Here is a 26,563-nt window from a genome sequence, read left to right on the forward strand (position 1 = left end):
AAAACAAGGCGGCGGATCAAGGACGCTGACGCGCTTTTGCGTTGCTCGCGAACAGAAAGGAACCGTCCATAGAAAACGCCGCCCCACAGGGGGCGGCGAAGGAGCGCTGTCAGGGGAAACCGACAACCGTAAAGCGGGCTACAGGATGCGTTTGCGCGCCTGCGTGATGATGACTTCGGCCAGGACGACGACCACGAAGATGGCGGCCAGCACCAGGGCAACGCGGTCCCACTGGAACAGGTTCAGCGCGGTGTCCAGCGCCATGCCGATGCCGCCGGCGCCAACCAGGCCCAGCACCGCGGATTCGCGCACGTTGATGTCCCAGCGCAGCAGCACGATGGACCAGAACGCCGGGCGGATCTGCGGCCAGTAGGCGTACCAGATCACCGATGCCTTGCTGGCGCCGGTGGCCGTGACGGCTTCGATGGGCCCGCGCTGCGCTTCTTCGATGGCTTCGCCGACCAGCTTGCCGACAAAGCCGATCGAGCGGAAGGCGATGGCCAACGTGCCGGCCAGCGCGCCCGGTCCGAAGATGGCGATGAACAGCAGCGCCCAGACCAGCGAATTGACCGACCGGCTGGACACCAGGATCAGGCGGGCCAGCATGTTGATGGTCTTGCTGGGCGTGAGGTTGTTGGCCGCCAGCAGGCCCACCGGCACGGCCATGAACACCGACAGGATGGTGCCAAGCGTGGCGATGTGCAGCGTTTCGATCAGCGCCGCGTGCACGCCATCCGGGTAGTAGGCCCAGTCGATCGGCCACATCCGGCGAAAGAGATCGGCCATCTGCTCCGGCGCGTCATACAGGAACTCCGGAATGATCTCCACGCCGCGGATCGCTTGCACGACGGCTGCCACCAGCAGCAGGTACAGCGCAAAGCGCAGCAGGCGCTGGCCCATGCTGTAGCGTTGCCAGACACGCGGCTGGCCAGCGGGATTCAAGGGGGAAACGTGGGCGTTCATTCGTCCACCTCCGCCTTGCGCGCCGCTGCCGGCTTGCTGGTGCCAAGGCCCCGCGCGCCGGCAAAGCGGCTTTGCAAGATGCGGTCGAAACCCAGGTTGTCCAGGAACACCGCCCGCACGAAGCCAGCCAGGATTTCGCCCAGCATGATGATCGCGATCAGGGTCAGCAGGATCGCGCTGACGAAGTCGTAATCGAAGCGCTGGAAGGCCGAGAACAACGTGCCGCCCACGCCGCCCGCGCCCACGATCCCCACCATGGTGGAGTTGCGCAGGTTGGAGTCGAATTGGTAGGTGGCAAAGCCGATGAAGCGGGCGAACACCTGCGGCAGCACGCCAAAGACGATGACGTTGGAGAACGACGCGCCGGTGGCGCGCACGGCCTCGACCTGCTTGAGCGAGATTTCTTCGATAGCCTCGGTGAAGAGCTTGCCGATGAAGCCGATGGACGCCACGGTCAGCGCCAGGATGCCTGCCAGTGCGCCAAAGCCCACGGCCTTGACGAACAGGATGGCGACGATGACCGGGTGCAGCGCGCGGCACAACGCGACGATCGACCGCGCGGGCCACGAGATCCACGCGGGCATCAGGTTGCGCGCGCCCAAAAGGCCCACGGGCAGGGCAAGAAAGATGCCCAGCATCGACGCCAGGACCGCGATTTCAAGACTTTCCGCGATGCCCTTCCACAGGGTGGCGGGCTTCTCGAAATTGGGCGGGAACATGCGCGCGAGGAACGTCGAGGCGTGCCCCATGCCGGCCTCGAAACGCGACCAGCTGAAGTCGAGCTGCGCGGCCGCATAGACCGTGTAGAGCACCAGCAGCAGCAAGCCCAGCTTGGCGCGTCCGGACATGGCGAAGGGGCGGATGGCGCCCCGGGGTTGCGTCATTCCAGCCAAGACTCGCCTCCGTAGATGGTCTTGAGCATGGTGGCGTCCAGGCCCTGTCCGTTGCCGTCATAGACCACGTGGCCGCCCGACATGCCGACGATGCGCGTGGCATAGCGGCGGGCCAGTTCGACGTCGTGGATGTTGACGATGACGGGGATGCCCGTGGCGCTGCCCTGCGCGGACAGCAGTTCCATGATTTCGACGGAGGTCTTGGGATCGAGCGACGACGTCGGTTCGTCGGCCAGCAGCACCTGCGGGCGCTGCATCAGCGCGCGGGCGATGCCCACACGTTGGCGCTGGCCGCCCGACAGCGCATCGGCGCGCTGGTCGGCAAACCCGGCAAGGCCCACGGTATCGAGCAGCTTGTAGGCGTGCTCGATGTCCTCGGGCTCGAAGCGGCGCATCCAGGCCTTCATGGCCGAGGTATAGCCCAGCCGGCCGGTCAGCAGGTTTTCCATCACCGTCAGGCGTTCGACCAGGTTGTATTCCTGGAACACCATGCCGATGCGGCGGCGCGCGCGGCGCAGCGACGCGCCGCGCACTTGCGCCAGGTCGACGGTGCCGTCTTCGGACTGCAGGATGATCTCGCCCTTGGTGGGTTCGATCAGCCGGTTGATGCAGCGCAGGAGCGTGCTTTTACCGGTGCCCGACGGCCCGATGATGGCGGTGAGCCCCTGTCCGGCGATCTGCAGGTCGATGCCGTTCAGTACCGGCCGGCCGGCCCGGTATTCCTTGACCAGGCCGGAAATGCGTAGCGACGTCGTCATGCTGGATTACTTCTTGCTCTTGGCGGATTCGCGGTCGTAGGCCGCGCGGTTGAAGCTTTCGCCACCGGACTCGGCGACCTGGCGGACGATGGCCCAGTCCTTCTGGTAGGTCACCGGATAGAAGCGGTCAGCGTTGTCAAAGGCCTTGGACATCTCCGGCGGGAAGCGGTAGTCGTAGAAGCACTTGAGCATCTGGTCGCGGAACTTCGGCTTCAGGTCGTGCGCGTAGGCGAACGACGAGGTCGGGAATTTCTCGCTGGTGTAGATGATGCGGAAATCGGCTTCCTTGACCTGGCCGCGTTCGACCATGCGCTTGAAGACGTCGGACGCGACGGCCGCGGCGTCGTAGTCGCCGGAGTTCACGCCCATGACCGATTGGTCGTGCTTGCCCGAGAAGATGACCTTGTAGTCCTTGTCGGGCGTCAGGCCTTCCTTGGGGAACAGGGCAACGGGCGCCATGTGGCCGGAGTTCGACGAGGGGGCGGTGTGCGCGAGCTTCTTGCCCTTCAGGTCGGTCAGCTTCTGGTAGGGGCTGTCCTTCTTGACGATGACGATCAGGTTGTAGCCCTGGAAGCCGTCGGCGTAGCCCTTGACCGCGAACGGCACGGCGCCCGCGATGTTCACGGCGAAGGCGGTGGGGCCGGTCGAGAAGCCGCCGACGTGCAGGCGGCCCGAGCGCATGGCTTCGATTTCAGCCGCATTGCTCTGCACCTGATAGAACACGACGCGCTTGCCCGTGCACTCGGACAGGTGCTTGGTGAAGGGCTTGAAGATGTCTTCGTACACGGCCGGGTCTTCCACGGGCGTGTACGTGAACACCAGCGTGGAAGGCGTCTTGAGCTTGGACGGATCGGTTGGCGTGTCGGCCACCAGGTCCTTGTTCGAGTCGCAGTACATCTGGTCCAGGTCGCCGCGGTTGGAGCAGGTGTCGGCGGCCTGGGCGGCGGACGCTCCAAAAGCGAATGCGGCCAGCGCGGCCGCCTGCATAAGACGCAAGGCTTGCATCGTGTGTCTCCTCGTATGGGTATTAATTGAATGTTTGCTGAATTCAAACACACAACCGGGGACGGCACACTCGGGAAAGTCCCTGCCTTTCTTTTCGTCTTTTGTTCGTTTTGTTCGCTTTGTTTTCGTTTTTGCGCGAAAGCGCGCTTAGCCGCGGAAGCCCAATTTGCGGGAGATTTCCTGCGCGCAGGCCAGCAACGGCCGCGCGATCGCGCCGTCCCACGACACGTCGAACAGGCCCGTGGGGCCCAGGCTGGTCAGCGCCAGCACGATGCTGCCCGTGTTGTCGAAGACCGGCACGGACAGCGCGTCCACGCCTGGCAGCGGATTGCCCAGCGCGCGGGCCATGCCGTGCACGCGGATGTCCGCCAATTGCGCGTCGATGTTGGCGCGCGAGGCCTTGCGCGGGGGCGGCACGCTGGCGATGACGGCGGTGTCGCCTTCCTCGCGCGCGATGTAGTGTTCGCTGACCTTCGGGGGCAGCCAGGCCGCGAACACCAGCCCCGTGGCGGTGTGCAGCATCGACATCACCGTGCCCTTGCGCATGTTCACGTGGACCGGGTAGCTGGCTTCGGTCATGTGGATCATGGTGGGACCGTGCGAGCCCAGCACCGCGATGCCCAGCGTGTGGCCGATCTCGGATTGCAGCTTGGCGATCTCGGGCATGGCCACGCGCACGGGATCCAGGCGCTGCAGGCTGACCAGCCCCATCTGCAGGGCGAAGGGGCCCAGTTCGTACTGGCCGGTGGTGGCGTCCTGCTGCACCAGTCCCACGCGGATGAAGCTGACCAGATAAGGGTGCGCCTTGGCGGAGGTCATGCCCGCGCCCGCCGCGAGATCGCGCAAGGTCAGGGGCTTGCCGGCGTCGACCAGGGCGGCCAGCAGCGGCACGCCCACTTCGATGGACTGGATGCTGCGGCGGCCGTCATTGGCGGGCGCCGCGGTCTTGGAAGTTGCCACGGTGTGCTGACCTCAGGCCGGCTGGACTTGGGAGGGCTGGCGCGCGGCGAGCAGCCGGTCGGCCATTTCGACGAAACCGCCGCCGCCATGGAAGGCGGCCACGAAAGCGGGGCGGTGCGTCAGGCGATGCAACTGGGCCTGGATGTTGGCCACGCCGACCGAGATCGGGAAGTAGGCGAACATCGGCTCGTCGTTGGGCGAATCGCCAATGAACAGGGTGCTGTCCAGCGCGCCGGCCACGTCCTGGCCGAACTCGCGCTGGAACATGGTGCGCGTCATCGTGAGCTTGTCGTAGTCGCCGAACCAGCCATTGACGTGGATGGAGCTGACCTTGGCCTGCGCGCCGGCGTCCTGGAAGATCTGGACGATGCGGCTGATGGCGGCGTCGGGCAGGGCGGGGACGTCTTCGCAGAAATCGATGGCCAGGTCGGCCACGCGATAGTCCTGGTCGCTGGCGACGGCGCTGCCGGGCACCTCGGCCAGGACGCGGTCGCGGATGGCGTCCAGCCGCTTGCGGCTTTCCTGGCGCGAGGCTGCGTCGGTCCAGTAATGCGTGGTCATGCGGCGGGCCTTGCGGTCGTAGGCGTAGTAGAACGCGCCGTTCTCGCCGACCACGGCGCGCACGGGCCACATGCGCGCGATGTGGTCGCACCAGCCGGCCGGACGGCCGGTGATGGGCACGACCTGGATGCCGGCCTGTTCCAGGCGTTCAAGCGCGGCGTACGCGTCGGCCGGCAGGCGGCCTTCGGTGGTCAGCGTGTCGTCGATGTCGGTCAGGACGACGCGGACGGCTGCCGCGACGTTCAAAGGCATGGCCGCAAGGGCTTGCATGAGGTTTTTCCTTCGTTTTTCTGGGGGGATCTCCGGGCGAAAGTTTAACCGGACGGCCCCATCCGGACGGGCCGTCCAGACACTAATAGGGGTTCGGCCCAGAGGGGCGGTAAAATCCGGGCTTTCCCGCCTGGTTTACGCGTCACGCCATGTCCGTCCAGTTGTCCTCCCTGCCCGGCTCCGAGCCGGAATCCTTCGGCATCGCTTCGGTTGCCGAGATCATCGCCGAGCTGCGCGCCGGCCGCATCGTCATTTTGGTTGACGAAGAAGACCGCGAAAACGAGGGCGACCTCGTCATGGCCGCCGAATTCGTCACGCCCGAAGCCATCAACTTCATGGTCACCCACGGCCGCGGCCTGGTGTGCCTGACTCTGACCGAAGAACGCTGCCGCCAGCTCGAGCTGCCCATGATGGCCGCCCGCAACGGCACGCGTTACGGCACCAATTTCACGCAATCGATCGAAGCCGCCGTGGGCGTCGAGACCGGCATCTCGGCCGCCGACCGCGCCCGCACCATCCAGGTGGCGGTGGCGCGCGACGCCAAGCCGGCCGATCTGGTCCAGCCGGGCCACATCTTCCCGGTGCGCGCCGTGCCCGGCGGCGTGCTGGTGCGCGCTGGCCATACCGAGGCCGGCTGCGACCTGACCGCCATGGCGGGCCTGACGCCCGCCGCCGTGATCTGCGAAATCCTCAAACCCGACGGCACCATGGCCCGCCTGCCGGACCTGGTCGAATTCGCGCGCCAGCACGGCCTGAAGATCGGCACCATCGCCGACCTGATCCAGTACCGCAGCGAGCACGAGTCCATCGTCAAGCGCGTGGGCAAGCGCACCATGCAGACGGCCTGGGGCACGTTCGAGGCCGTAGCCTACGAAGACGCCGCCACCGGCTCCGCCCACTTGGCGCTGGTGCATGGTAATGTGACTCCCGACGCCGAGACGCTGGTGCGCGTGCACGAGCCCGCGTCCGTGCTGGATGTGCTGGATACCGGCGCAAGTCCGCATAGCTGGGGCGTGGCCCAGGCGCTCGAGGCCATCGCCGCCGCCCCGGCCGGCGTGCTGGTGCTGATGAACTGCCAGTCTTCCACGGAACACCTGTTTGGCCAGATTGCAGGCTGGAACGACCCGAAGGCCCAGGCCAATTCCGCCAACGCCGACCGCTTCGGCCTGCGCACTTACGGGATCGGCGCCCAGATTCTGCGCGACCTGAACGTGGGTCAAATGAGGCTCCTGGCCCGGCCGCGCAAGATGCCCAGCATGGCGGGCTTCTCGCTCACCATTACGGGTTACGATTGCGACCCGCAGAACACTCCCGCAACACACTGAAGGCCGACACATGAACCCTTACATCCTTACCCCCGACCTGAACGGCGAAGGGCTGCACATCGGCATCGTACGCGCCCGCTTCAACGAAGAAGTCGGCCAGGCCGAACTCGAAGCGTGCCTGAAGGAACTGGCCGAACTGGGCGTGGACGAGCGCGACGTGATGGTCGCCACCGTGCCCGGCGCGCTGGAACTGGGCGTGGCCCTGTCCCACATGGCCGAAACGTTTGAATTCGACGCCCTGATCGCGCTGGGCGCGGTCATCCGCGGCGAAACCTATCACTTTGAAGTGGTCAGCAATGAAATGGCCACGGCAATCACCCGCATCTCCCTCGAAACCGGCATCCCCGTCGCGAACGGCGTGCTGACCGTCGACACCGACGAGCAGGCGCAAGCCCGCGCCGCCGGCAAGGGTCGCGATTGCGCCCAGGTGGCCGTCGAAATGGCCAACCTGGTGGCAGCGCTGGAACCCGAGGAAGAAGACGAAGACGAAGACGACGAGGACGAAGATTTTGACGACGAAGAAGACGACGACCAGCGCTGATAGCGCGGCGCAGGCCCGCGCCAATGCGCGCAGCGCGCGCCGCCGTGCGCGTGAATTCGCGCTGCAGGGCGTGTACGCGTGGCTGCTGCGCGGCGGCGAAGGCACGCAGGACGCCGGCGAGATCGACGCCCATCTGCGCGACACCGAGGACTTTTCCGAGGCCGATGCGCAGTGGTTCAAGACCTTGCTGCACGGCGTGCTGCGCGAAGCGCCCGCGCTGCGCGAACGCTTCACGCCTTACGTCGACCGTCCGCTGGCCGAGTTGTCGCCCGTTGAGCACGGCATCCTGCTGATCGGCAGCTTCGAGCTGATCCATCACGTCGAAGTGCCGTACAAGGTCGCCATCAACGAAGCCGTGGAACTGGCCAAGTCGTTCGGCGGCACCGATGGCTTCAAGTTCGTCAACGGCGTGCTCGACAAGCTGGCTGCCGATGTCCGCGCGCACGAAGTCCAGGCCGCGGCGCAGCAACGGCGATAGCGAGCCCCCCCGCAGCGCTTCGCGCTTCCCCTCCGAGGGGAGCGCCGCTGCGGACCGGCGGAGCCCGGATCCGCGCGGCCCCGATCTGGCCCGCACGGCGGCCATGCAGACAATGGCGACCATCGGGCGCCGCATACTGGAGGCGCGGTGGCGTCCGAATTTGATCTGATTGCGCGCTATTTCACGCGTGCCGCGCCTGACGGCCTCTTGGGCGTTGGCGACGACTGCGCGCTCTTTCCTGTTCCTCCCGGTGAACAGGTGGCCACCAGCACGGATCTGCTGCTGGAAGGCCGGCATTTCTTTCCCGACGTAGACCCGAAATCGCTGGGCCACAAGGCGCTGGCGGTGAACCTGTCCGACCTCGCGGCCATGGGCGCGCGCCCGATCGGCTGCGTGCTCGGGTTGGCGTTGCCGCGCCTGGACGAGCCTTGGCTGGCGGCGTTTGCCGAAGGGTTTCACGCGCTGGCCGCAGCGCACGGCTGCCCGCTAGTCGGCGGCGACACCACGCGCAGCGCGCACGACCTGGCGATCAGCGTGACCGTTTTTGGCTCGGTGCCCCCCGGCCAGGCGCTGCGCCGCGATGGCGCGCGAAGCGGCGACGACATCTGGGTGTCCGGTGAACTGGGGGCAGCCGACGTGGCCTACCGGCTGCTCGACGGGCAATATCCGGCTAATGCCGCGCTGCTGGCCGCCACGCGCGGCGCGTTGGAATGGCCCGAGCCGCAAGTGGGGCTGGGCACGGCGCTGCGCGGCATCGCGAATGCAGCCATCGATCTTTCCGACGGCCTGGTGCAGGACCTGGGCCACATCCTGGCCGCCAGCCGCGTCGGCGCCTGCCTGCGGTTCGCGGACCTGCCGATGGCGCCCGCGCTGGCGGGCCTGGACGCGGCGCCGCAGCAACGCGCGCTGCTGGGCGGGGGTGATGTCTATCAACTGTGTTTCACCGCGCCGCCGTCCCGGCGCGACGCTGTGCTGGCGGCAGCCCGCAGGGCCGGCGCCCGCGTGACCCGGGTGGGAGAGATCCTGCCGCAGCCGGGAATCGCCGTTCTCGACTCGCACGGCCAGCCGCTTGCCGAGCTGCCCGCCGGCTTCGATCACTTCCCCGCGGACTGATCCGCGGCTTCCTTTTTGCAGGCCCTTCCCCCCATGTCTTCCGCTGATAAGCACTCCACCTCCATGCGCGACCGCCGCCGCGCCGCGTATCCGGCGCTCTCCTGGGTCTGCCGCGATCCGGGCCGGCTGATTGCGTTTGGCTTTGGCAGCGGACTGATCCGTCCGGCCTCGGGCACGTGGGGCACGCTGCTTGCTTGGGCCATCTGGGTGGCGGCGGCGCCTGCGGCGTCGGACCTGGCCATTGGCGTGTTCCTGGCGGTGGCATTTCTGTACGGATGCTGGGCCTGCCATCGCGTCGGCCGAGAACTCCAGCAGCCGGATCATGTCGGAATGGTCTGGGACGAGATGGTGGCGTTCTGGCTGGTGCTGTGGCTTACGCCGGCCGGCTGGGTCGCGCAGGCGCTGGCGTTCGTGCTGTTCCGCACGTTCGACATCGTCAAGCCGCCACCCATCAAGTTCTTCGACGCCCATATCAAGGGCGGTTTCGGAGTCATGTGGGACGATATCGTGGCTGCCGGCTATGCCTTGCTGGTAATGGCGCTGGTGGCCCGCACAGGAGTCTTGGGATGAACGATCAGCATGAAGGCGCGCGGACCAACATGACGGCCGCGCAGTTGTCGGAAGCGACGATCCTCGGCCTGTCCGAGCGGCTGGGCGATGTGCTGCGCCAGCAGGGGTGGATGCTTGGCACCGCCGAATCCTGCACGGGCGGCCTGCTGGCAGGCGCCGTCACCGCGGTGGCAGGTTCCAGCGAATGGTTCGAGCGCGGCTTCGTCACTTACAGCAACGACGCCAAGGTTACCGAACTGGAGGTGTCGCCCGAAACGCTGCATCACTTTGGCGCCGTCAGCGAGCCCGTGGCGCTGGAAATGGCAAACGGGGTGCTGCTTGCCGTGCCCAATGCGCACGTGGCCATGTCGACCACCGGCATCGCCGGACCGGGCGGCGCCACGCCCGGCAAGCCGGTGGGCATGGTGTGCTTTGGCTTTGCCATGCGGGTGGGCGACGGCATCAGCAGCCGCGCGGTGACGCACGTGTTCCAGGGCGACCGGGGGCAGGTGCGGCAGGCGGCGGTGGAGTTCGCGCTGCGGGCCGTGCTGGAATTCGCGGGTGCGCCGATCAACCGGCGATGAATCCCGACGCGAAACGCCCGCGCTGAACTTGCGGGCATTGAAATGAAAAAAGCCGCTGCACCGCGCGTTTGCGCACGGTGCAGCGGCTTTTGCGCAATGTGGCGTCAGCGCACCGCGTTGATCGCGTCGCGCAGGCCCTTGGCGGCCTCGGCGGCGGCTTGGCGCCAGTCGTCGCCGCCGCTGGCGTAGATGATGGCGCGCGACGAGTTGATCATCATGCCGTTGCGTGCCGCGTTGGCGCCGGCGTTGACCGTTGCCGTGATGTCGCCGCCCTGGGCGCCGATGCCCGGCACCAGCAGGGGCAGCGCGTCGCCGATGCGCTGGCGCACCGCGGCCAGTTCGTTGGGGAACGTGGCGCCCACGACCAGGCCGCACTGGCCATTGGCATTCCATTTGTCCGCCACCAGCCCCGCCACGTGCAGGTACAGGGGCTCGCCGTTGTCCATCTTCAGGAATTGCAGGTCCGAGCCGCCGGGGTTGGAGGTGCGGCACAGCACGATCACGCCGCGGTCGCGCCACGCCAGGTAGGGCTCGACCGAGTCCAGGCCCATGTACGGGCTGACGGTGAGGGCGTGGGCCTGGTAGCGCTCGTAGGCTTCGCGGGCGTAGTTTTCGGCGGTGGAGCCGATGTCGCCGCGCTTGGCGTCCAGCACGATGGGCAGGTCGGGGTGGTTGTCGCGGATGTGCTGGCACAGCGCTTCCAGCTGGTCTTCGGCGCGGTGCGCAGCGAAGTACGCGATCTGTGGCTTGAAGCTGCAGGCGTACGGCGCGGTGGCGTCGACGATGTCGCGGCAGAACTGGAAGATGGCGTCCGGCTTGTCCTGCAATTCGCGCGGGAAGCGCTGCGGGTCGGGATCCAGCCCGACTTGCAGGAGCGAGTTGCTGGTGGTCCAGGCGTGTTCGAGTTTTTGCAGGAAATTCATGGGATTCAGTGCAGTTTGACCCGCGGGCGCGTGCGCCGCATGAGCAGGCGAGCCAGGGCGAGGGAGACGGTACGCGAGGCGCCCAGCACCGCGCGGTGGTGCATCAGGTGCAGGCTCATGTACATCAGGCGCGCCAGTGTACCGCTTACGAACAGTCCCCGTCCGGCAAGCTTGCCCATCAGGCTGCCCACCCCGGCGTCCTGGCCCAGCGACACCAGCGATCCGTGGTCCTGGTAGACGTAGGGCTCGGTGGGCTCGGGGTTGTTGCGCAGCCTGGCCGTCAGCTTCTTGGTCAGGTAATCGGCCTGCTGGTGCGCGGCCTGGGCGCGGGCGGGCACGGTGCGGCCGTCACGCCACGGCGCCGCGCAGCAGTCGCCAAGCGCCAGAATGTGCGGATCGGGCGTTTCGAGCCGCTCGTTGACTTCGATCTGCCCCAGCTTGTTCAGCGGCAATCCCAGGTCGGCCAAGAGCGCCGGGCCCTTGATGCCGGCGGCCCACATGCACAACTGCGCGGGAAACTCGCGGCCGTCGGCGGTGCGCACGGTGTTGTCCGTCACTTCGGACACACGGCATGAGGTCTCGACGCGGATCCCCAATTCGGTCAGGCGCTTGGTCGCCGCCACCGAGATCTTCTCGGGCAGCGCGGACAGGATGCGCGGCGCGCCTTCGACCAGCGTGATCGCCAGGTCGCGGTCGGCGCGGAAGTTCGGCAGGCCATAGGCGCTGACGACGTGGCTGGCTTCGGTCAGTTCGACCGCCAGTTCGACGCCGGTGGCGCCGCCGCCCACGATCACCAGATCCAGCCGCGCGGACGGGTTGCGCACCTTGGCCTGATCCACCAGCGCCATGGCCTTGAGCATGGTCAGGCGAAATTGCTCGGCGTTTTCGGTGGTGTCCAGCGTGACCGCATGTTCAGCCGCGCCCGGCGTGTTGAAGAAGTTGGAGGTGCTGCCCAGCGCCAGCACCAGCGTGTCGTACGCCAGTTCGCGGCGGGGCAGGACTTCCTGGCCCTGCGCGTCATTGACGGCGTCCACGGTGATGAGACGGCGTTCGCGGTCGACGCTTTCGAGCCGCCCCTGGGCGAACGAGAAGCCGTCCATGTGGGCCAGCATCAGGTAGGACAGGCCTTCCTGGTGAATATCCAGCGTGCCCGCCGCCGCTTCATGCAGCGAAGGCTTCCAGATGTGAAAAGGGCGGCTGTCGACCAGGGTGATGTATTGGCGGCCGTGGATCCGGCCCAGTTTGGCGGCCAGTTCAAGGCCGCCTGCGCCACCGCCGACGATGACGATGCGCTTGGAGGGTGCTGACGTCGATTGAGGCATCATGGCTCCCAGTATAAATAGAGTCGCATCCCCGTCGCGATGCGAACCCGTATCAGTGCATGACGAAACGGCTGATGGCCACCCCCACCCAGACCGTTCCGGCAAATATCAGCAGCAGCATCACCGCCGCGCTGCCCAGGTCCTTGGCCCGCCCCAAGAGGGGGTGGCGTTCGACCGACAGCGCATCGGCAAGCGCTTCGATGGCGGAATTGAGCAGTTCTGCCGCCAGCACCATGACCACCACGCCCACCAGGAAGAACACCTCGACCGTGGTGCGGCCCAGAAAGAATGCCGCTGGAATCATCAGCACGGCCAGCGCCAGTTCTTGGCGGAAGGCCGCCTCGTATTTGACGGCCGCCTTCAGGCCCTGCCAGGAATAGCGCAGCGCGTTGAGGATACGGCGCGCGCCGCCGGTGCTCTTGAAGGGCGAGTGTTGCGGATCGTGGGTCATGGAATCGGATGAAAGCCGTGGTGGCGGCTTTTTAACAGATAAGGGTTGCCCGCGTGGCACATCGTACGCGGATGGGCAAACCCTAATTGTGACCCAGCGTCGGGAGGCGCAGGATTCTGGTCAATTGGTAAGGCCACTTTACCTATATGCCGATTCAGACCATTGAACCTCGCCGCCTGTATCGCCAGATCGCCGATCAGCTTCGCCTGCTGATCGAGGCTGGCGAATTTCCGGTCGGCGCGCGCCTGCCGCCCGAGCGCGATCTAGCGCTGAAGCTGGGCGTGTCCCGGCCGTCGGTGCGGGAAGCGCTGATTGCGCTGGAGGTCGAAGGCTGGGTGGAAGTGCGCATGGGGTCGGGCGTGTACGTGCAGAGCCCGGGCGGCGCGCCGCGCGCCAGCCTGACCGCCGAAAGCCCGCTTGAAACCATCCGCGCCCGCCGCACCATCGAGAGCGAGCTGGCCGCGCAGGCGGCGCTCAATCCCGTGCCCGCGTTGGTGGAAGGCCTGCGCGAAGCCGTCGATGCCATGGAAGACGAGGCGCGGGCGGGCAGCGTGCCCATCCGCGGCGACCGGCTGTTCCATCTGCGCGTGGCGGAAATGGCCAACAACGCCGTGCTGGTGCGCGTGGTGGGCGAACTCTTTGACGAACGCCACAACCCGCTCTCCGTGAAGCTGGGCGATTACTTCGAAAATTCCGACAGCTGGGCCGTCGCCATCACCGAACACCGCCGCGTCATCGACGCCATCGCGGCCGGTGACGAACAGGGCGCGCGGGCCGCCATGCGTGAACATCTTTCCTGCTCGTACGACCGCCTGATGGCCAGCTGGCCCGGTGCGGCCGAAGCCTTGCGCGCTGAATAGCAACAGGCCGCCGGTCCCTCCCGGGGGGCCGGCGGCAACTCGCAGTCGCAGTTGGTAGGTGCAGCTCCAGTAGGTGAACTCCATATGTAAAACATGACGCGAGGCCGCCGAGCCCGCCACCTCAAAGAGAGGAGACAACATGAAGCCAGGCAACGCCATCAAAGTGCTCTTTGCCGCCGTCGCGATCGCCGTCAGCGGCTCCGCGCTGGCGCAGACCAAACTGAAGTGGGCGCACGTCTACGAGACGTCCGAACCGTTCCATACCTCGTCGGTGTGGGCCGCGCAGGAGATCGAGAAGCGCACCAAAGGCCGCTATCACATCGACGTCTATCCGGCCTCGCAACTGGGCAAGGAAAACGACATCAACCAGGGGCTGACGCTCGGCACGGTCGACATGATCATCTCCGGGTCCAGCTTCGCGGCCAAGAGTTTTCCGCGCATCGGGGTCACGTACTATCCCTACACCTTCCGCAGCCCCGAGCACCTGATCGCCTACACCAAGAGCGATATCTACAAGGAGCTCACCCAGGGCTACGACGAAAAGAGCGGCAACCACATTGTCGCGACCACCTACTACGGCACGCGCCAGACGACGTCCAACAAGCCGTTCACCAAGTGCAGCGAGATGAAGGGCCTGAAGATTCGCGTGCCGGACGTGGCCGCGTATCTGGCCATGCCGCGCGCCTGTGGCGCCAACACCGCGCCCATTGCCTTTGCCGAGGTCTATCTGGCCTTGCAGAACGGCACGGTCGAGGCCCAGGAAAACCCGCTGACCACCATCGAGGCCAAGAAGTTCTACGAGGTGCAGAAGAACATCATCCTCACCGGCCACATCGTCGATCACCTGAACACGGTGATCTCCGGCAAGCTCTGGAAGAGCCTGTCGGACGAGGACAAGAAGATCTTCGCCGAGGTCGCGCAGCAGGCCGCGGAAAAGGCGTCGGCCGAAGTGGCCGCGTCCGAGAAGAAGATGGTCGACGTCTTCAAACAGCGTGGCCTGACGGTGGCCGAGGTCAACATCGACGACTTCCGCAACACGGTGCTGGAGAAGGTGCCGTTCAAGCAATACGGTTACGAGAAGTCGGACTGGGAAAAGATCCAGGCGGTGAAGTGAACGCCGGCGCGGCGGGCCGCCACGTCGGTCCGCCGCGCCTGATCTGATCGCCATACCGATCCCGCACGAGGGTAGATTCCATGCACTCCAACGCGAAGGCCGCGCCGATGGCGGCCGTCAGCCATCCGCCGGACCAGCCGCCCGGTCCGCATCATGTCGCCTCGGTGGACGAGATCGTCCAGAGTTTCGAGGAAGCCGATCATCACGTGGTCAGCCTGTCCGGCTACCAGCCGGAAGACTGGATCTGCCTGGCCATGTTCTGGGCGATGGCGTTGCTGGTTTTCCTGCAGTTCTTTTCCCGCTACGTGCTGAACGACTCGTACGCCTGGACCGAGGAGCTGGCGGTGTATTGCCTGATCGGCGTGGTGTTCTTGGGATCCGCGATGTGCGTGCGCGCGTGCCGCCATATCCAGGTGGACTTCCTGTACCGCTACCTGCCCAAGCCTGCCGGCCGCGTGCTGTCCACGCTGATCGATATCCTGCGCACCGCGTTCTTCGGCTATGCCGTGTGGCTGACGTACCGCTACATCGTGCTGGTCGGCGACGAGCCCATGACGACGCTGTTCTGGAACAAGGCGTACGTCTACTGGGTGGCGCTGGCGGGCTTCGTCATGATGTTCTTGCGGTCTCTGCAGGTGTCCGTGAAGAACTGGCGGCAGGGCTACTCCATCCTGGAGAACCCCGCGGCCTATGAGTCGCTGGACTGAAGCGCTGGACTGAATTCCCGAATCCGCAGTGCCTTTGCCAGGAGCGAACATGGGCACCCTGATTGGAACCTTTCTGCTGTTGATGATCATGGGGCTGCCGGTGGCGGTCTCGATGGCGGGGGCATCCCTGCTGTACATCCTGATTTCCGGCAGCGTGCCGGACGTTGTCATCGCGCAGCGCATGATTGCGGGCGTCGAGTCGTTTCCGCTGCTGGCCGTGCCGTTTTTCATCCTGGCCGGCAACCTGATGAACATCGCGGGCATCACGGGCCGCATCTACAACTTCGCCGTCGCGCTGGTGGGCTGGATGCGCGGCGGGCTGGGGCAGGTGAACATCATCGGCTCGGTGGTGTTTGCCGGCATGTCCGGCACCGCCATCGCCGACGCCGCGGGCCTGGGCACCATCGAGATCAAGGCCATGAAGGACCACGGCTACCAGACCGAGTTCGCGGTCGGGGTGACGGCCGCATCGGCCACGCTGGGCCCCATCATTCCGCCGTCGCTGCCGTTTGTCATCTACGGCATGATGGCCAACGTGTCGATCGGTTCGCTGTTCCTGGCGGGCCTGATTCCCGGCCTGGTGCTGACCATCCTGATGATGCTGACCGTCGCGTACTACGCGCGCCGCAACAACTGGGGCGGCGACGTTGCCTTCAACTGGAAACGGCTGGGCGCCGCGGGGCTGGAAGTGCTGATCGTGCTGGCGTTTCCGATGTCGATCTGGCTGATGACGCTGGCGGGCGTGTCGCCCAACGTCGCCACCGGCATCTCGTTCGCGGCTTTGCTGCTGCTGGACTGGAAGTTCAACTTTTCCGCCGTGATGGCGCTGATGGCGCCGGTGATCCTGATCGGCGGCATGACGCTGGGCTGGTTCACGCCCACGGAAGCCGCGGTGGCGGCCGTGATCTGGGCGCTCTTTTTGGGACTGGTGCGCTATCGCTCCATGACGTTGCGCACGCTGGCCAAGGCGTCGTTCGACACCATCGAGACCACCGCGTCGGTCCTGTTCATCGTGACGGCAGCCTCGGTGTTCGCCTGGCTGCTGACCACGACGCAGGCCGCGCAGGCGCTCACCGACGCCATCCTGAGCGTGACGCAGAACAAGTGGGTGTTCCTGCTGATGGCGAACGTGCTGATCCTGATCGTCGGCTGCTTCATCGACACCATCGCGGCCATCACCATCCTCGTGCCCATCCTGCTGCCCATCGTCCTGAAACTGGGTATCGACCCGATCCATTTCGGGCTCATCATGACGCTGAATCTGATGATCGGCCTGCTGCATCCGCCAATGGGCATGGTGCTTTTCGTGCTGGCGCGGGTGGCCAAGCTGTCGGTCGAGCGCACCACGATGGCCATCCTGCCGTGGCTCGTGCCGCTGTTCGTGGCGCTGATCGCCATCACCTACATTCCTTCGATCACCCTGTGGCTGCCCACCGTAATGGGCATGACCGGCAAATAAGGACGCACGCCCATGTCAGCAAGACTGCAAGGCAAGACCGCCATCGTCACCGCCGCAGGGCAGGGCATTGGCCGCGCCGTGGCCCTGGCCTACGCGCACGAGGGCGCCGACGTGCTGGCCGTGGACCTGAACGGCGCCGCGCTGGAATCGCTGTCCGGTTGCCGCACGCACGTGCTGGACGTAACCGACGCCCGCGCCGTGCGCGCGCTGGCCCAGGATGCGGGCGGGGTCGACGTGCTGTTCAACGGCGCGGGCTTCGTGCACGCGGGCACCATCCTGGATTGCGACGAAGACGCCTGGGATTTCTCGTTCAACCTGAACGTGCGATCCATGTACCTGCTGATCCGTGCCTGCCTGCCGGCCATGCTGGCGCGCGGCGCGGGGTCCATCGTCAACATGGCGTCCGTGGCGGGCAGCATCAAGGGCGCGCCCAACCGCTGCGCCTACGGCGCCACCAAGGCGGCCGTCATCGGCCTGACCAAGGCGGTCGCCGCCGACTACGTGGGGCAGGGCATCCGCTGCAACGCGATCTGCCCCGGCACGGTGGAGTCGCCGTCCCTGCGCCAGCGCATCGACGCGCAGGCGCTGGCCAGCGGGCAGTCCGTCGCGGCGGTCGAAGCCGCCTTCACTGCGCGCCAGCCAATGGGCCGGATCGGCCGCGCCGAAGAGATCGCCGCGCTGGCGGTGTATCTTGCCAGCGACGAATCCGCCTTCACCACCGGCACCGCGCAGGTGATCGACGGCGGCTGGTCCAATTGAATTCTTCTTTTCCAGTAACCAGGAAACCGCTATGAAACTGATGCGCTATGGCGCCAAGGGCTCGGAAAAGCCCGCCTTGATCGACGCAGAGGGCCAGGTCCGCGACCTGTCGTCCGTCATTTCCGACATCACCGCCGAGTCGCTCGTGCCCGCCAAGCTGGCGCAGTTGCGCGCGCTGGATCCGGCGTCGCTGCCGCTTGTTGCGCAGTCCGGCCGCGTGGCGCCGCCGTGGCGCGGCATGGGCAAGTTCATCTGCATCGGCCTGAATTACGCCGACCATGCCGCTGAGTCCGGACTGCCCGTGCCGGCCGAGCCCGTCGTCTTCATGAAGACGACGTCGGCGGTGGTGGGCTGCAACGATCCGGTCGTGCTGCCGAAGGAATCGGTCAAGACCGACTGGGAAGTCGAGCTGGGCGTGGTGATCGGCGAGAAGGCCCGCTATGTCAGCGAGGCCGACGCCATGAAGCACGTGGCCGGTTACTGCGTGGTCAACGACGTGTCCGAGCGCGAATACCAGATCGAACGCGGCGGCACGTGGGACAAGGGCAAGGGCTGCGATACCTTCGGCCCTGTCGGGCCGTGGCTGGTGACGGCCGACGAGATCCCCAATCCGCAGGACCTGGAGATGTGGCTTGAGGTCAACGGCAAGCGCTACCAGAACGGCAGCACCCGCACGATGGTATTCGGCGTGGCGCAGCTGGTGTCGTACGTCAGCCGCTTCATGACGCTGTACCCGGGGGACCTCATCAGCACCGGCACGCCGCCCGGCGTGGGCATGGGCCAGAAGCCGTCGCCCGTTTATCTGAAGGCGGGCGACGAAATGAAACTGGGCATCGCGGGCCTGGGCGAACAGCGCCAGCGCGTCCATGCCTGGGATCCCGCCCTGATCGACGGCTGATCCGCAAGGCCCCCTTGGATTCCGGAGTTCTCATGTCGCAGACCGATACGGCAGTCATCCGCATTCACCCGGCGGACAACGTGGTGATCGCCAGACGCCAGCTTGTCAGCGGCACGAGGCTGGAAGGCGAGGGGGTGACCATCGTGGGGCTGGTGCCGCCGGGCCACAAGGTGGCGGTGCGCGCCATCGCGGCTGGCGAGCCGGTGCGCCGCTACAACCAGATCATTGGCGTGGCGCGGCAGGACATTGCGCCCGGCCAGCACGTCCATACCCAGAATCTGGAGTTCTCGGATTTCGAGCGCGACTATGCCGTGGGGCAAGATGCGCGGCCCACCGACTACGTGGGGGCGCCGGCCATGTTCGACGGCATCGTGCGCGCCGACGGCCGCATCGCCACCCGCAACTACATCGGCATCCTGACCAGCGTGAACTGTTCGGCCACGGTGGCACGTGCCATCGCCGATCACTTCCGGCGCGACATCCGGCCCGAGGCCCTGGCAGCCTGTCCGAACGTGGACGGCGTCGTGGCGCTGACGCATGGCGCGGGCTGCGCCACCGGCAGCGATGGCGAACCACTGCGCGTGCTGCGGCGCACGCTGGGCGGTTACGCCCGGCATGCCAACTTCGGCGGGCTGATGGTTGTGGGGCTGGGCTGCGAGACCAACCAGATCGGCGGGATGATGGAGCAGGAGCATCTGCGCGAAAGCGGCATGCTGCATACCTTCAACATCCAGGACACCGGCGGCACGCGCAAGACGGTGGCGCGCGGCATCGAACTGGTCGAGCGCATGCTGGACCAAGCCAATCGCGTCCAGCGCCAGCCCGTGCCCGCCAGCCACCTGACCGTGGGGTTGCAATGCGGCGGGTCGGACGGCTATTCCGGCATCAGCGCCAATCCGGCGCTGGGCGCCGCGGTGGACCTGCTGGTGCGCCACGGCGGCACGGCCATCCTGTCCGAGACGCCGGAAATCTACGGCGGCGAGCACCTGCTGACGCGCCGCGCGCAATCGCCCGCCGTGGCGGACAAGCTGCTGGCGCGGGTGCGCTGGTGGGAAGACTACTGCGCCCGCAACGATGCCGAGATGGACAACAACCCCTCGGCCGGCAACAAGGCGGGCGGGCTGACCACCATCCTGGAAAAATCGCTGGGCGCCATCGCCAAGAGCGGCACGACCAATCTCACCGACGTCTACGAGTACGCCGAGCCCGTGCATACGCGCGGGCTGGTCTTCATGGACACCCCGGGCTACGACCCGGTCTCGGCCACCGGGCAGGTGGCCGGGGGCGCCAATCTGATCTGCTTTACCACCGGCCGCGGGTCCGCGTACGGCTGCGCGCCCGCGCCGTCGCTCAAGCTGTCCACCAACACGGCACTGTGGCAGCGCCAGTCCGACGATATCGACATCAATTGCGGCGAAGTCGTCGACGGCGCGCAAAGCGTGGCGCAGATGGGCGAGCGCATTTTCCAGCTCATGCTGCAGACGGCGTCGGGCCGGCGCACCCGCAGCGAGACGCACGGCTACGGACAAAATGAATTCGTCCCGTGGCAACTGGGCGCGGTGATGTAGCGAAGACGGCTCGGGGCATGCTATACCCTGGCGTCTCCCCTTTTAGGCATAGCGCACCCATGCTTGAACGTTTGAATTCGGAGTCATTGCCGCGTCTGCCCGCCGACGTTGAAAAGCCCAGCTACGACCGTAGCCGGCTGACGCCGGGCATCGTCCATCTGGGGCTGGGCGCCTTTCACCGGGCGCATCAGGCGTTTGTGACCGATCAGGCCATGCAAGCCAGCGGCGACCTCACCTGGGGCATCCTGGGCGTCTCGCTGCGTCACCCCGCCACCCGCGATGCGCTCACGCCCCAGGACGGGCTGTACACGCTGGCCGTGCGCGACGCCGGTCCGGACGGCCAGGACCGCGAACACCTGCGTATCGTGGGATCCGTGCTGCGCGTGATGGTGGCCGAGGAAGACCCCAACGCCGTCCTCGAACGCATCGCGTATCCGCAGACCCGCATCGTCAGCCTGACCGTGACGGAAAAGGGCTACAGCCACGAACCGGCCACGGGGCATTTGCGCTGGGACGATCCGGACATCGTGCACGATCTGGAAAACCCCATCCGGCCCCGCAGCACCATCGGCATCCTGGTCTACGGTCTGGCCCTGCGCCGCGAACGCGACCTGCCGCCGATCACGCTGTTGTCGTGCGACAACCTGCGCGGCAACGGCGACACGCTGCGCAGCCTGGTGCTGGCCTTTGCGCTGCGCGTCGACGTGACCCTGGCCGACTGGATCGACCGCCACTGCACGTTTCCGAATTCCATGGTCGACCGCATCGTGCCGGCCACCGAAGACCAGGACCGCCGGCGGATCGCCGAACGCCTGGGCGTCGAGGATGCCTGGCCCGTGCTGGGCGAGCCCTATCTGAACTGGGTGATCGAAGACCGGTTCGCCGCCGGCCGCCCTGCCTGGGACGCGTACGGAGGCGCCACCTTCGTGCGCAATGCGGCGCCCTACGAGCGTCTGAAGCTGCGCATGGTCAGCGGGCCGCATTCGGCGCTGGCCTACCTGGGCGCGACGCTGGGACTGCATACGGTGGCCGATGCCGCCAACACGCCCGCCCTGCGGGCGTTCGTCGACGCCATGATGCGCGAAGAGATCGCCCCGACCCTGCGCGGCATTCCCGACACGGGGCTGGTGGAATACCGTCTGCGGTTTCTGGAACGGATCTCCAACCCGGCGCTGCCGCATCCGCTGTCGCAGATCGCCATGGACGGATCGCAGAAGCTGCCCCAGCGCCTGCTGGACACCATCCGCGACCGGCTGCGTGCCGGCCACGGCATCGATCGTCTGTGCCTGGCGGTCGCCGCATGGCTGAACTACCTGCGCGGCGAGGACGAGCAGGGCAGCGCCTACCCCATCCAGGACCCGATCGCCGCGCGCCTTGACCGCCTGTTGGCGCGCGCCGAGGTGGCCGCGCATGCCGCCATGCCGTCGCAGGCGGCGCAGCGGCGCGCGACGGTGCTGGCGCGCTTCAAACCGGTGTTCGGCGATCTGGGCAATTCGGCCGAGTTCGTGGGCGCCCTGACCAAGCATCTGGAAGCGCTGCGCGAGCACGGTGTGATCCATGCCGTGCAGGCGGCCACCTAGGAGACAGGACATGAACGCCGACCGCCGCGTGACCGCCATCGACTGGGAACGCTGGGCCACGGCGTGCCTGCTGGCGCAGGATTTTCCGGCCGATGACGCGCGCTGCCTGGCGCAAAGCCTGGCGCAGACCAGCCTGTGGGGCATCGATTCGCACGGCATCGCGCGCCTGCCGCATTACCTGAACCGCGTGTCGCATGGGTCGATCCTGGCGCGGCCGGACATCCGCGTCGACCGGACGGGGCCGGGAGCCGCCCAGGTGCATGGCGGCCGGGGGCAGGGCATCGTGGTGGCCCATCGGGCCAACGCGCTGGCAATCGACCTGGCGCGTGAGGCTGGGGTGGCGGCGGTGGGCGTCAGCGATTCGTCTCACTGCGGGGCGATCGGCCTGTACAGCCGCGCGGCGGCCCGGCAGGGTCTCATCGGCATCGCCTTCACGCATTCCGATTCCATCGCCGCACCCTTCGGCGGCCACGAGCCCTTTTTCGGCACCAATCCCATCTCGCTCGCCTTTCCGCGTGCGGGCGGACAGCCGCTCTGCCTGGACATGGCGACAACCGCCATTCCGTGGAACCGCGTCATGAACGCGCGGCGCGACGGCGCGGCGCTGCCGCCGGGCGTGGCGCTGGACGGGCGGGGCGACGACTCCACCGATGCGCAGGCCGCGCGCGCCCTGCGTCCGCTGGGCGGCGAGGAATACGGCTACAAGGGCTATGGCCTGGCAATGATGATCGAGCTGCTGTGCGGACCGCTGAACGGCAACCCTCACGGCCCGCACATCTCGCCCATGTACGACGCGTTGGACCGGCCGCGCGAACTGGGCGCTTTCTTCATCGTCATCGATCCGGCGCGCTTCGCGGGGGGCGCGGCCCTGGCGTCGGTGGTGGCGGGACTGGCGATGGAGCTATCCGAAGCGCCCGGCAAGCCTCGCATGCCTGGCGACCCGGAGGCCACGCACGAAGCGGAACGCCAACGCCTCGGCTTGCCCGTGCCGCCGGCGCTTTGGCACGAGATGCAGGTCTGGAGCGACCGGCTTGGCGCGGCACTGCCGCCCTTGCATCAGACGCGGCAGGCGTGACGCCCGAAGGTCAGGCGTCGGTCGGGGGCGTCTGCACGGGCGAGTGGGCGGGCGGCTGCGTGGGCGATTGCGTGGGCGTTTGCGCGGGCGATTGAACCGGCGGTTCGGCGGACGGCGTGCGCGGCCGCTCCACCTTGCCAAAGCGCAGCGCAAACTGGCGCGTGAAGACCGCGCCAAAGAAGAAGATCTGCGCCGAATACCAGATCCACAGCAACAGCGCGATCAGCGACCCGGCCGCGCCATAGGCCGACACCGCCGCGCCGCGGCTCAGGTACAGCCCGATCCCCCATTTGCCCAGCAGGAACAGCCCGGCCGTCACGATGGCCCCGGGGATCACGTCCTGCCACGAGATCTTGGCGCTGGGCAGCAGCTTGAAGATCACCGCAAATAGCGCCGCCACCACCGAAAACGAAAAAAGATTAGACGCCCAATCGGCCACGATCGAGAACGTCGAGTTGGCCCACAGCGAGCCATAGATGCCCCTGGCCGCCGCGAGCGCCGCGTTCACGGTCAGCGACACCAGCAGGAACAGCGCCAGCACCAGCACCAGGCCGAACGACAGCAGACGGCTGCGTACCAGTCCGTGCAGGCCGCTCTTCTGGTTGGCCCTCACGTCCCACAATTCGTCCAGGCTGGCCTGCAATTCCGCGAAGGCCGTGGTCGCGCTGAAGATCAGCACGCAGATCGACACCAGCGCCGCCATCCAGCCGCCGCCCGATTCGTGGGCGCTGGCCAGCACGGTCTGGATCACCTCGGCCCCGCGATCGCCGATCAGGTCGCGCAATTGCGCAAAGAGCTCGGAGCGAACCGCTTCTTCCCCGAAGAAGGCGCCCGCCACCGCGATCACCAGCAGCAGCATCGGCGCCAACGAAAACACCATGTACAGCGCCAGCGCCGCGCCCTTGCTGGACGCGCGATGACTGGACCACTGTTTGGCTGAGTCGACCAGCAGGCCGCCGATCTGGGAGGGGCGCAGGATACGCAGCACGGTTCGGGGCAGTCGCATGGGCAGGTTCTCGGTGAGACGAACCTTCATTGTAGGGACGCATGCAAGCCCCAGATACGGGCAGATTGTTGGCAAAAGTTTGCCAACCCCGGGAAATCCGGCGCCGCTGAAACAACACGCAAAGATATCCGGCCGGACAAAAGAAAAACCCCCGGGGCGAAGGACCGGGGGTTTTTGGATACTGCATTCCCCGGCCGAAGCCGGGGAGGCCTTGCAAGAACAGCGGGACTTAGAAGTCCATGCCGCCCATGCCGCCCATGCCGCCGGGCATAGCCGGAGCAGCGGGCTTGTCTTCAGCCAGTTCAACAACGGCGGCTTCGGCCGTCAGCAGCAGGCTGGCGACGGAGGCAGCGTTTTGCAGGGCGGTGCGGGTCACCTTGGTGGGATCCAGCACGCCTTGCTCGACCAGGTCGGTGTACTCGCCGGTCGCGGCGTTGTAGCCGTAATTGCCCTTGCCGTTCAGCACGTTGCTGACCACGACGCTGGCTTCTTCGCCGGCGTTCGTGACGATGGTGCGCAGGGGCTCTTCCACAGCGCGCAGGATCAGCTTGATGCCGGCGTTCTGGTCAGGCGTGTCGCCCTTCAGGTCAGCGATGGCTTGCTTGGCGCGCAGCAGCGCAACGCCGCCACCAGCCACAACGCCTTCTTCCACTGCAGCGCGGGTGGCGTGCAGGGCGTCTTCGACGCGAGCCTTCTTTTCCTTCATTTCGACTTCGGTGGCAGCGCCAACGCGAATCACGGCAACGCCGCCGGCCAGCTTGGCCACGCGTTCTTGCAGCTTTTCACGGTCGTAGTCGGACGTGGCTTCTTCGATCTGCACGCGCACTTGCTTGACGCGGGCTTCGATGGACTTGCTGTCGCCAGCGCCGTCGATGACCGTGGTGTTTTCCTTGCCCACTTCGATGCGCTTGGCTTGGCCCAGCTCAGCCAGCGTGGCCTTTTCCAGCGACATGCCGGTTTCTTCGGAGATCACCGTGCCGCCCGTCAGGATGGCGATGTCTTCCAGCATGGCCTTGCGGCGGTCGCCGAAGCCAGGCGCCTTGACGGCGGTGGTCTTCAGGATGCCACGGATGTTGTTCACAACCAGGGTGGCCAGCGCTTCGCCTTCGACGTCTTCCGCGATGATCAGCAGGGGACGGCTCGACTTGGCGACTTGTTCCAGCACGGGCAGCAGGTCGCGGATGTTGCTGATCTTCTTGTCGAAGATCAGGACATACGGGTCTTCCAGGACGGCGACTTGCTTGTCCGGGTTGTTGATGAAGTAGGGCGACAGGTAGCCGCGGTCGAATTGCATACCTTCGACGACGTCCAGCTCGTTTTCCAGCGACTTGCCGTCTTCGACGGTGATGACGCCTTCCTTGCCAACCTTGTCCATCGCGTCAGCGATGATCTGGCCGATGGAGGAATCGCTGTTGGCCGAGATGGAACCGACTTGGGCGATTTCCTTGCTGGTCGTGACCGGCTTGGATTGCTTTTGCAGTTCGGCGACGGCAGCGGCGACAGCCTTGTCGATGCCGCGCTTCAGGTCGATGGGGTTGAAACCGGCGGCAACGTACTTCAGGCCTTCCTGAACGATGGCCTGGGCCAGCACGGTGGCGGTCGTGGTGCCGTCACCGGCGTTGTCGGAGGTCTTGGACGCGACGTCCTTGACGAGTTGGGCGCCGATGTTTTCGAACTTGTCCTTCAGTTCGATTTCCTTGGCGACGGACACACCGTCCTTGGTCACGGTCGGGGCGCCGAACGAGCGCTCCAGCACGACGTTGCGACCCTTGGGGCCCAGGGTGGTCTTGACAGCGTTGGCGAGAACGTTCACGCCACGGACGATGCGCACACGGGCGTCATCACCGAACAATACTTGCTTGGCAGCCATGTCTTAGCTTCCTTCGAAAATTCGTTTGAGGCAGGGTTTACTGGACCACGGCGAGGATTTCGTCCTCGCGGATGACGAGCAGTTCTTCGCCATCAACCTTCACGGACTGGCCGGCGTACTTGCCGAACAGAACCTTGTCACCAGCCTTCAGGTCAACCGGCAGGATCTTGCCGTCTTCGGTCTTCTTGCCGGGGCCGACGGCCACGACTTCACCCTGGTCGGGCTTTTCAGCGGCGCTGTCCGGGATGACGATGCCCGAGGCAGTCTTGCGCTCGTTTTCGAGGCGTTTGACGATCACGCGATCGCCCAGGGGACGCAAGGCCATGAGGAACTCCTGTTAACTAAAAGTAAGTGAATGGTCGGTTTGCCCCGGGAGGTGTTAGCACTCACCGGTGTCGAGTGCTAATTATAGGGATGATGTTTGGAGGTTCAAGGGGGGGAGGTGCGCTGTTACATCTTCGGGGAGAACAGGGGCTCGGCTGTCGAATTCCATTGAGTTTGGAATTTCTGTCATTGAGTTTGGAACGCTGTGTGCCTCAGGAGCCAACACAGGTGAGCGTTTGGACCTGTGGCGCCCCGCGTTCACCGCAGATATCTATGATGCCAATGACCCTCGCGGCACCTGCGGGGTCATCGCCAGCCATTTATTGACCCCAAGGGCTGGCGCAAATGCACCGCCAACCATACAGCATCCACGCTAACCCGAGGGGGGCGCGCGCGTCACGCAGTAGTGTGACGAGCGCGGCCGGCAATCGTTTCCACCGGCTGAGATGTACGTGTTCAACCTCCCAACCTCCGCCATTGGCTCGTGCGGCAAGTTTGTCGGGAATGCTGAGGGCCTCTGAATTAGAAGCACTCCGTGCGCGCGTGGACCGGGCCAGCGAGTCGGTCAACGATGCAGCCGACGAAACGCGGTCGCTCGCTTGGCGAAGCTCGATAAGGTCATTGCCGCGCACATGAAAGCGGTCAAT

At 66.2% G+C, this 26,563-nt stretch carries 27 protein-coding genes; 15 read left to right on the forward strand and 12 right to left on the reverse strand.

Annotation, left to right across the window (positions count from 1 at the left end; translation table 11 throughout):
* Nucleotides 1-138 precede the first annotated feature (138 nt).
* From phnE (KVT32_RS25285) to KVT32_RS25310, 6 genes are all read right to left on the reverse strand, one after another.
* On the reverse strand, nt 139-963 hold the full coding sequence (gene phnE, locus KVT32_RS25285) for a phosphonate ABC transporter, permease protein PhnE (RefSeq protein WP_056325416.1): 825 nt from the start codon (nt 961-963) through the stop codon (nt 139-141).
* Entirely contained in the window at nt 960-1,847 is an 888-nt protein-coding gene (phnE, locus tag KVT32_RS25290; protein ID WP_062839588.1) for a phosphonate ABC transporter, permease protein PhnE, read from the reverse strand. Before phnE (KVT32_RS25290) ends, phnE (KVT32_RS25285) begins: the two co-directional genes overlap by 4 nt.
* Complete coding sequence (phnC, locus tag KVT32_RS25295) at nt 1,844-2,614, reverse strand: phosphonate ABC transporter ATP-binding protein (protein WP_128828945.1); 771 nt, start codon at nt 2,612-2,614, stop codon at nt 1,844-1,846. The genes phnE (KVT32_RS25290) and phnC overlap by 4 nt, the downstream gene beginning before the upstream one ends.
* A 6-nt stretch (nt 2,615-2,620) precedes the next feature.
* The gene (gene phnD / locus KVT32_RS25300) at nt 2,621-3,619 is read right to left on the reverse strand and encodes a phosphate/phosphite/phosphonate ABC transporter substrate-binding protein (protein ID WP_217619002.1); all 999 of its coding nucleotides are present in this window, start codon (nt 3,617-3,619) and stop codon (nt 2,621-2,623) included.
* Between the two features lie 147 nt (nt 3,620-3,766).
* On the reverse strand, nt 3,767-4,579 hold the full coding sequence (locus KVT32_RS25305; RefSeq protein ID WP_056325427.1) for an IclR family transcriptional regulator: 813 nt from the start codon (nt 4,577-4,579) through the stop codon (nt 3,767-3,769).
* A 12-nt stretch (nt 4,580-4,591) separates the two neighbouring features.
* A complete protein-coding gene (locus tag KVT32_RS25310; protein ID WP_108005875.1) occupies nt 4,592-5,410 on the reverse strand; it encodes an HAD-IIB family hydrolase in 819 nt (272 codons plus the stop codon).
* 149 nt (nt 5,411-5,559) lie between these two features.
* Between KVT32_RS25310 and ribBA the strand changes: the two genes are divergently transcribed.
* From ribBA to KVT32_RS25340, 6 genes are all read left to right on the forward strand, one after another.
* A complete protein-coding gene (gene ribBA, locus KVT32_RS25315; protein ID WP_056325432.1) occupies nt 5,560-6,735 on the forward strand; it encodes a bifunctional 3,4-dihydroxy-2-butanone-4-phosphate synthase/GTP cyclohydrolase II in 1,176 nt (391 codons plus the stop codon).
* A gap of 10 nt (nt 6,736-6,745) precedes the next feature.
* On the forward strand, nt 6,746-7,276 hold the full coding sequence (gene ribH / locus KVT32_RS25320; protein WP_056325435.1) for a 6,7-dimethyl-8-ribityllumazine synthase: 531 nt from the start codon (nt 6,746-6,748) through the stop codon (nt 7,274-7,276).
* Nucleotides 7,245-7,754, forward strand: a complete 510-nt coding sequence (gene nusB, locus KVT32_RS25325; RefSeq protein ID WP_056325438.1) for a transcription antitermination factor NusB — start codon at nt 7,245-7,247, stop codon at nt 7,752-7,754. Before ribH ends, nusB begins: the two co-directional genes overlap by 32 nt.
* Nucleotides 7,755-7,901: 147 nt before the next feature.
* Entirely contained in the window at nt 7,902-8,867 is a 966-nt protein-coding gene (thiL, locus tag KVT32_RS25330; RefSeq protein ID WP_217619003.1) for a thiamine-phosphate kinase, read from the forward strand.
* 63 nt (nt 8,868-8,930) lie between these two features.
* A complete protein-coding gene (locus tag KVT32_RS25335) occupies nt 8,931-9,437 on the forward strand; it encodes a phosphatidylglycerophosphatase A (RefSeq protein ID WP_175156222.1) in 507 nt (168 codons plus the stop codon).
* Nucleotides 9,434-10,000 (forward strand): CinA family protein, encoded by a 567-nt coding sequence (locus tag KVT32_RS25340; protein ID WP_056325445.1) that lies wholly within the window; start codon nt 9,434-9,436, stop codon nt 9,998-10,000. Before KVT32_RS25335 ends, KVT32_RS25340 begins: the two co-directional genes overlap by 4 nt.
* 104 nt (nt 10,001-10,104) lie before the next feature.
* On the opposite strand, the gene pyrF is transcribed toward KVT32_RS25340, so the two are convergent.
* The 3 genes from pyrF to KVT32_RS25355 are packed head-to-tail and all read right to left on the reverse strand — an operon-like array spanning nt 10,105 to nt 12,696.
* Complete coding sequence (gene pyrF, locus KVT32_RS25345) at nt 10,105-10,923, reverse strand: orotidine-5'-phosphate decarboxylase (protein WP_062839593.1); 819 nt, start codon at nt 10,921-10,923, stop codon at nt 10,105-10,107.
* 5 nt (nt 10,924-10,928) lie between these two features.
* Complete coding sequence (locus KVT32_RS25350) at nt 10,929-12,248, reverse strand: NAD(P)/FAD-dependent oxidoreductase (RefSeq protein WP_062839594.1); 1,320 nt, start codon at nt 12,246-12,248, stop codon at nt 10,929-10,931.
* Between the two features lie 49 nt (nt 12,249-12,297).
* Nucleotides 12,298-12,696, reverse strand: coding sequence for a diacylglycerol kinase (locus tag KVT32_RS25355; RefSeq protein WP_056325453.1), 399 nt, complete (start codon nt 12,694-12,696; stop codon nt 12,298-12,300).
* A 146-nt stretch (nt 12,697-12,842) separates the two neighbouring features.
* On the opposite strand from KVT32_RS25355, the gene KVT32_RS25360 reads away from it, so the two are divergent.
* The 9 genes from KVT32_RS25360 (at nt 12,843) to KVT32_RS25400 (ending at nt 22,716) form a co-directional block, all read left to right on the forward strand.
* Nucleotides 12,843-13,556: a FadR/GntR family transcriptional regulator gene (locus KVT32_RS25360; protein WP_217619004.1), complete on the forward strand. Its 714-nt coding sequence runs from the start codon at nt 12,843-12,845 to the stop codon at nt 13,554-13,556.
* Between the two features lie 139 nt (nt 13,557-13,695).
* The gene (locus KVT32_RS25365; protein ID WP_217619005.1) at nt 13,696-14,670 is read left to right on the forward strand and encodes a sialic acid TRAP transporter substrate-binding protein SiaP; all 975 of its coding nucleotides are present in this window, start codon (nt 13,696-13,698) and stop codon (nt 14,668-14,670) included.
* Between the two features lie 80 nt (nt 14,671-14,750).
* Nucleotides 14,751-15,377: a TRAP transporter small permease gene (locus KVT32_RS25370; protein ID WP_217619006.1), complete on the forward strand. Its 627-nt coding sequence runs from the start codon at nt 14,751-14,753 to the stop codon at nt 15,375-15,377.
* Nucleotides 15,378-15,426: 49 nt separating this feature from the next.
* Nucleotides 15,427-16,836, forward strand: coding sequence for a TRAP transporter large permease (locus KVT32_RS25375; protein WP_217619007.1), 1,410 nt, complete (start codon nt 15,427-15,429; stop codon nt 16,834-16,836).
* A 12-nt stretch (nt 16,837-16,848) separates the two neighbouring features.
* Entirely contained in the window at nt 16,849-17,595 is a 747-nt protein-coding gene (locus KVT32_RS25380) for an SDR family oxidoreductase (protein WP_062839595.1), read from the forward strand.
* A 31-nt stretch (nt 17,596-17,626) separates the two neighbouring features.
* Nucleotides 17,627-18,493: a fumarylacetoacetate hydrolase family protein gene (locus tag KVT32_RS25385; RefSeq protein WP_217619008.1), complete on the forward strand. Its 867-nt coding sequence runs from the start codon at nt 17,627-17,629 to the stop codon at nt 18,491-18,493.
* Between the two features lie 32 nt (nt 18,494-18,525).
* Nucleotides 18,526-20,061, forward strand: a complete 1,536-nt coding sequence (locus KVT32_RS25390; protein WP_217619009.1) for a UxaA family hydrolase — start codon at nt 18,526-18,528, stop codon at nt 20,059-20,061.
* 59 nt (nt 20,062-20,120) lie between these two features.
* A complete protein-coding gene (locus KVT32_RS25395; protein ID WP_180097815.1) occupies nt 20,121-21,641 on the forward strand; it encodes a mannitol dehydrogenase family protein in 1,521 nt (506 codons plus the stop codon).
* 10 nt (nt 21,642-21,651) lie between these two features.
* Nucleotides 21,652-22,716 carry an Ldh family oxidoreductase gene (locus KVT32_RS25400; RefSeq protein WP_217619010.1) on the forward strand — a complete coding sequence of 355 codons (1,065 nt, stop codon included), beginning with the start codon at nt 21,652-21,654 and terminating at the stop codon, nt 22,714-22,716.
* A 10-nt stretch (nt 22,717-22,726) separates the two neighbouring features.
* Here KVT32_RS25400 and KVT32_RS25405 read toward each other — a convergent pair whose 3' ends face one another.
* The 3 genes from KVT32_RS25405 to groES all read right to left on the reverse strand — a co-directional run bounded on the left by KVT32_RS25405 (nt 22,727) and on the right by groES (nt 25,917).
* Nucleotides 22,727-23,722 carry a YihY/virulence factor BrkB family protein gene (locus tag KVT32_RS25405; protein ID WP_217619011.1) on the reverse strand — a complete coding sequence of 332 codons (996 nt, stop codon included), beginning with the start codon at nt 23,720-23,722 and terminating at the stop codon, nt 22,727-22,729.
* 229 nt (nt 23,723-23,951) lie between these two features.
* Nucleotides 23,952-25,592 (reverse strand): chaperonin GroEL, encoded by a 1,641-nt coding sequence (groL, locus tag KVT32_RS25410; protein WP_056325479.1) that lies wholly within the window; start codon nt 25,590-25,592, stop codon nt 23,952-23,954.
* Nucleotides 25,593-25,629: 37 nt separating this feature from the next.
* Nucleotides 25,630-25,917, reverse strand: coding sequence for a co-chaperone GroES (gene groES, locus KVT32_RS25415; protein WP_006221616.1), 288 nt, complete (start codon nt 25,915-25,917; stop codon nt 25,630-25,632).
* Nucleotides 25,918-26,563: the final 646 nt, after the last annotated feature.

Origin of the sequence: Achromobacter sp. GbtcB20 (genome assembly GCF_019091095.1) — a bacterium.
Taxonomy (GTDB): domain Bacteria; phylum Pseudomonadota; class Gammaproteobacteria; order Burkholderiales; family Burkholderiaceae_B; genus Achromobacter; species Achromobacter mucicolens.

What these genes read in the sequence shown, in the direction of transcription:
- phnE (WP_056325416.1), bottom strand. Translation starts at nt 963, where the DNA reads ATGAACGCCCACGTTTCCCCCTTGAATCCCGCTGGCCAGCCGCGTGTC.
- phnE (WP_062839588.1), bottom strand. Translation starts at nt 1,847, where the DNA reads ATGACGCAACCCCGGGGCGCCATCCGCCCCTTCGCCATGTCCGGACGC.
- phnC (WP_128828945.1), bottom strand. Translation starts at nt 2,614, where the DNA reads ATGACGACGTCGCTACGCATTTCCGGCCTGGTCAAGGAATACCGGGCC.
- phnD (WP_217619002.1), bottom strand. Translation starts at nt 3,619, where the DNA reads ATGCAAGCCTTGCGTCTTATGCAGGCGGCCGCGCTGGCCGCATTCGCT.
- KVT32_RS25310 (WP_108005875.1), bottom strand. Translation starts at nt 5,410, where the DNA reads ATGCAAGCCCTTGCGGCCATGCCTTTGAACGTCGCGGCAGCCGTCCGC.
- ribBA (WP_056325432.1), top strand. Translation starts at nt 5,560, where the DNA reads ATGTCCGTCCAGTTGTCCTCCCTGCCCGGCTCCGAGCCGGAATCCTTC.
- ribH (WP_056325435.1), top strand. Translation starts at nt 6,746, where the DNA reads ATGAACCCTTACATCCTTACCCCCGACCTGAACGGCGAAGGGCTGCAC.
- KVT32_RS25335 (WP_175156222.1), top strand. Translation starts at nt 8,931, where the DNA reads ATGCGCGACCGCCGCCGCGCCGCGTATCCGGCGCTCTCCTGGGTCTGC.
- KVT32_RS25340 (WP_056325445.1), top strand. Translation starts at nt 9,434, where the DNA reads ATGAACGATCAGCATGAAGGCGCGCGGACCAACATGACGGCCGCGCAG.
- pyrF (WP_062839593.1), bottom strand. Translation starts at nt 10,923, where the DNA reads ATGAATTTCCTGCAAAAACTCGAACACGCCTGGACCACCAGCAACTCG.
- KVT32_RS25350 (WP_062839594.1), bottom strand. Translation starts at nt 12,248, where the DNA reads ATGATGCCTCAATCGACGTCAGCACCCTCCAAGCGCATCGTCATCGTC.
- KVT32_RS25355 (WP_056325453.1), bottom strand. Translation starts at nt 12,696, where the DNA reads ATGACCCACGATCCGCAACACTCGCCCTTCAAGAGCACCGGCGGCGCG.
- KVT32_RS25360 (WP_217619004.1), top strand. Translation starts at nt 12,843, where the DNA reads ATGCCGATTCAGACCATTGAACCTCGCCGCCTGTATCGCCAGATCGCC.
- KVT32_RS25365 (WP_217619005.1), top strand. Translation starts at nt 13,696, where the DNA reads ATGAAGCCAGGCAACGCCATCAAAGTGCTCTTTGCCGCCGTCGCGATC.
- KVT32_RS25370 (WP_217619006.1), top strand. Translation starts at nt 14,751, where the DNA reads ATGCACTCCAACGCGAAGGCCGCGCCGATGGCGGCCGTCAGCCATCCG.
- KVT32_RS25375 (WP_217619007.1), top strand. Translation starts at nt 15,427, where the DNA reads ATGGGCACCCTGATTGGAACCTTTCTGCTGTTGATGATCATGGGGCTG.
- KVT32_RS25380 (WP_062839595.1), top strand. Translation starts at nt 16,849, where the DNA reads ATGTCAGCAAGACTGCAAGGCAAGACCGCCATCGTCACCGCCGCAGGG.
- KVT32_RS25385 (WP_217619008.1), top strand. Translation starts at nt 17,627, where the DNA reads ATGAAACTGATGCGCTATGGCGCCAAGGGCTCGGAAAAGCCCGCCTTG.
- KVT32_RS25390 (WP_217619009.1), top strand. Translation starts at nt 18,526, where the DNA reads ATGTCGCAGACCGATACGGCAGTCATCCGCATTCACCCGGCGGACAAC.
- KVT32_RS25395 (WP_180097815.1), top strand. Translation starts at nt 20,121, where the DNA reads ATGCTTGAACGTTTGAATTCGGAGTCATTGCCGCGTCTGCCCGCCGAC.
- KVT32_RS25400 (WP_217619010.1), top strand. Translation starts at nt 21,652, where the DNA reads ATGAACGCCGACCGCCGCGTGACCGCCATCGACTGGGAACGCTGGGCC.
- KVT32_RS25405 (WP_217619011.1), bottom strand. Translation starts at nt 23,722, where the DNA reads ATGCGACTGCCCCGAACCGTGCTGCGTATCCTGCGCCCCTCCCAGATC.
- groL (WP_056325479.1), bottom strand. Translation starts at nt 25,592, where the DNA reads ATGGCTGCCAAGCAAGTATTGTTCGGTGATGACGCCCGTGTGCGCATC.
- groES (WP_006221616.1), bottom strand. Translation starts at nt 25,917, where the DNA reads ATGGCCTTGCGTCCCCTGGGCGATCGCGTGATCGTCAAACGCCTCGAA.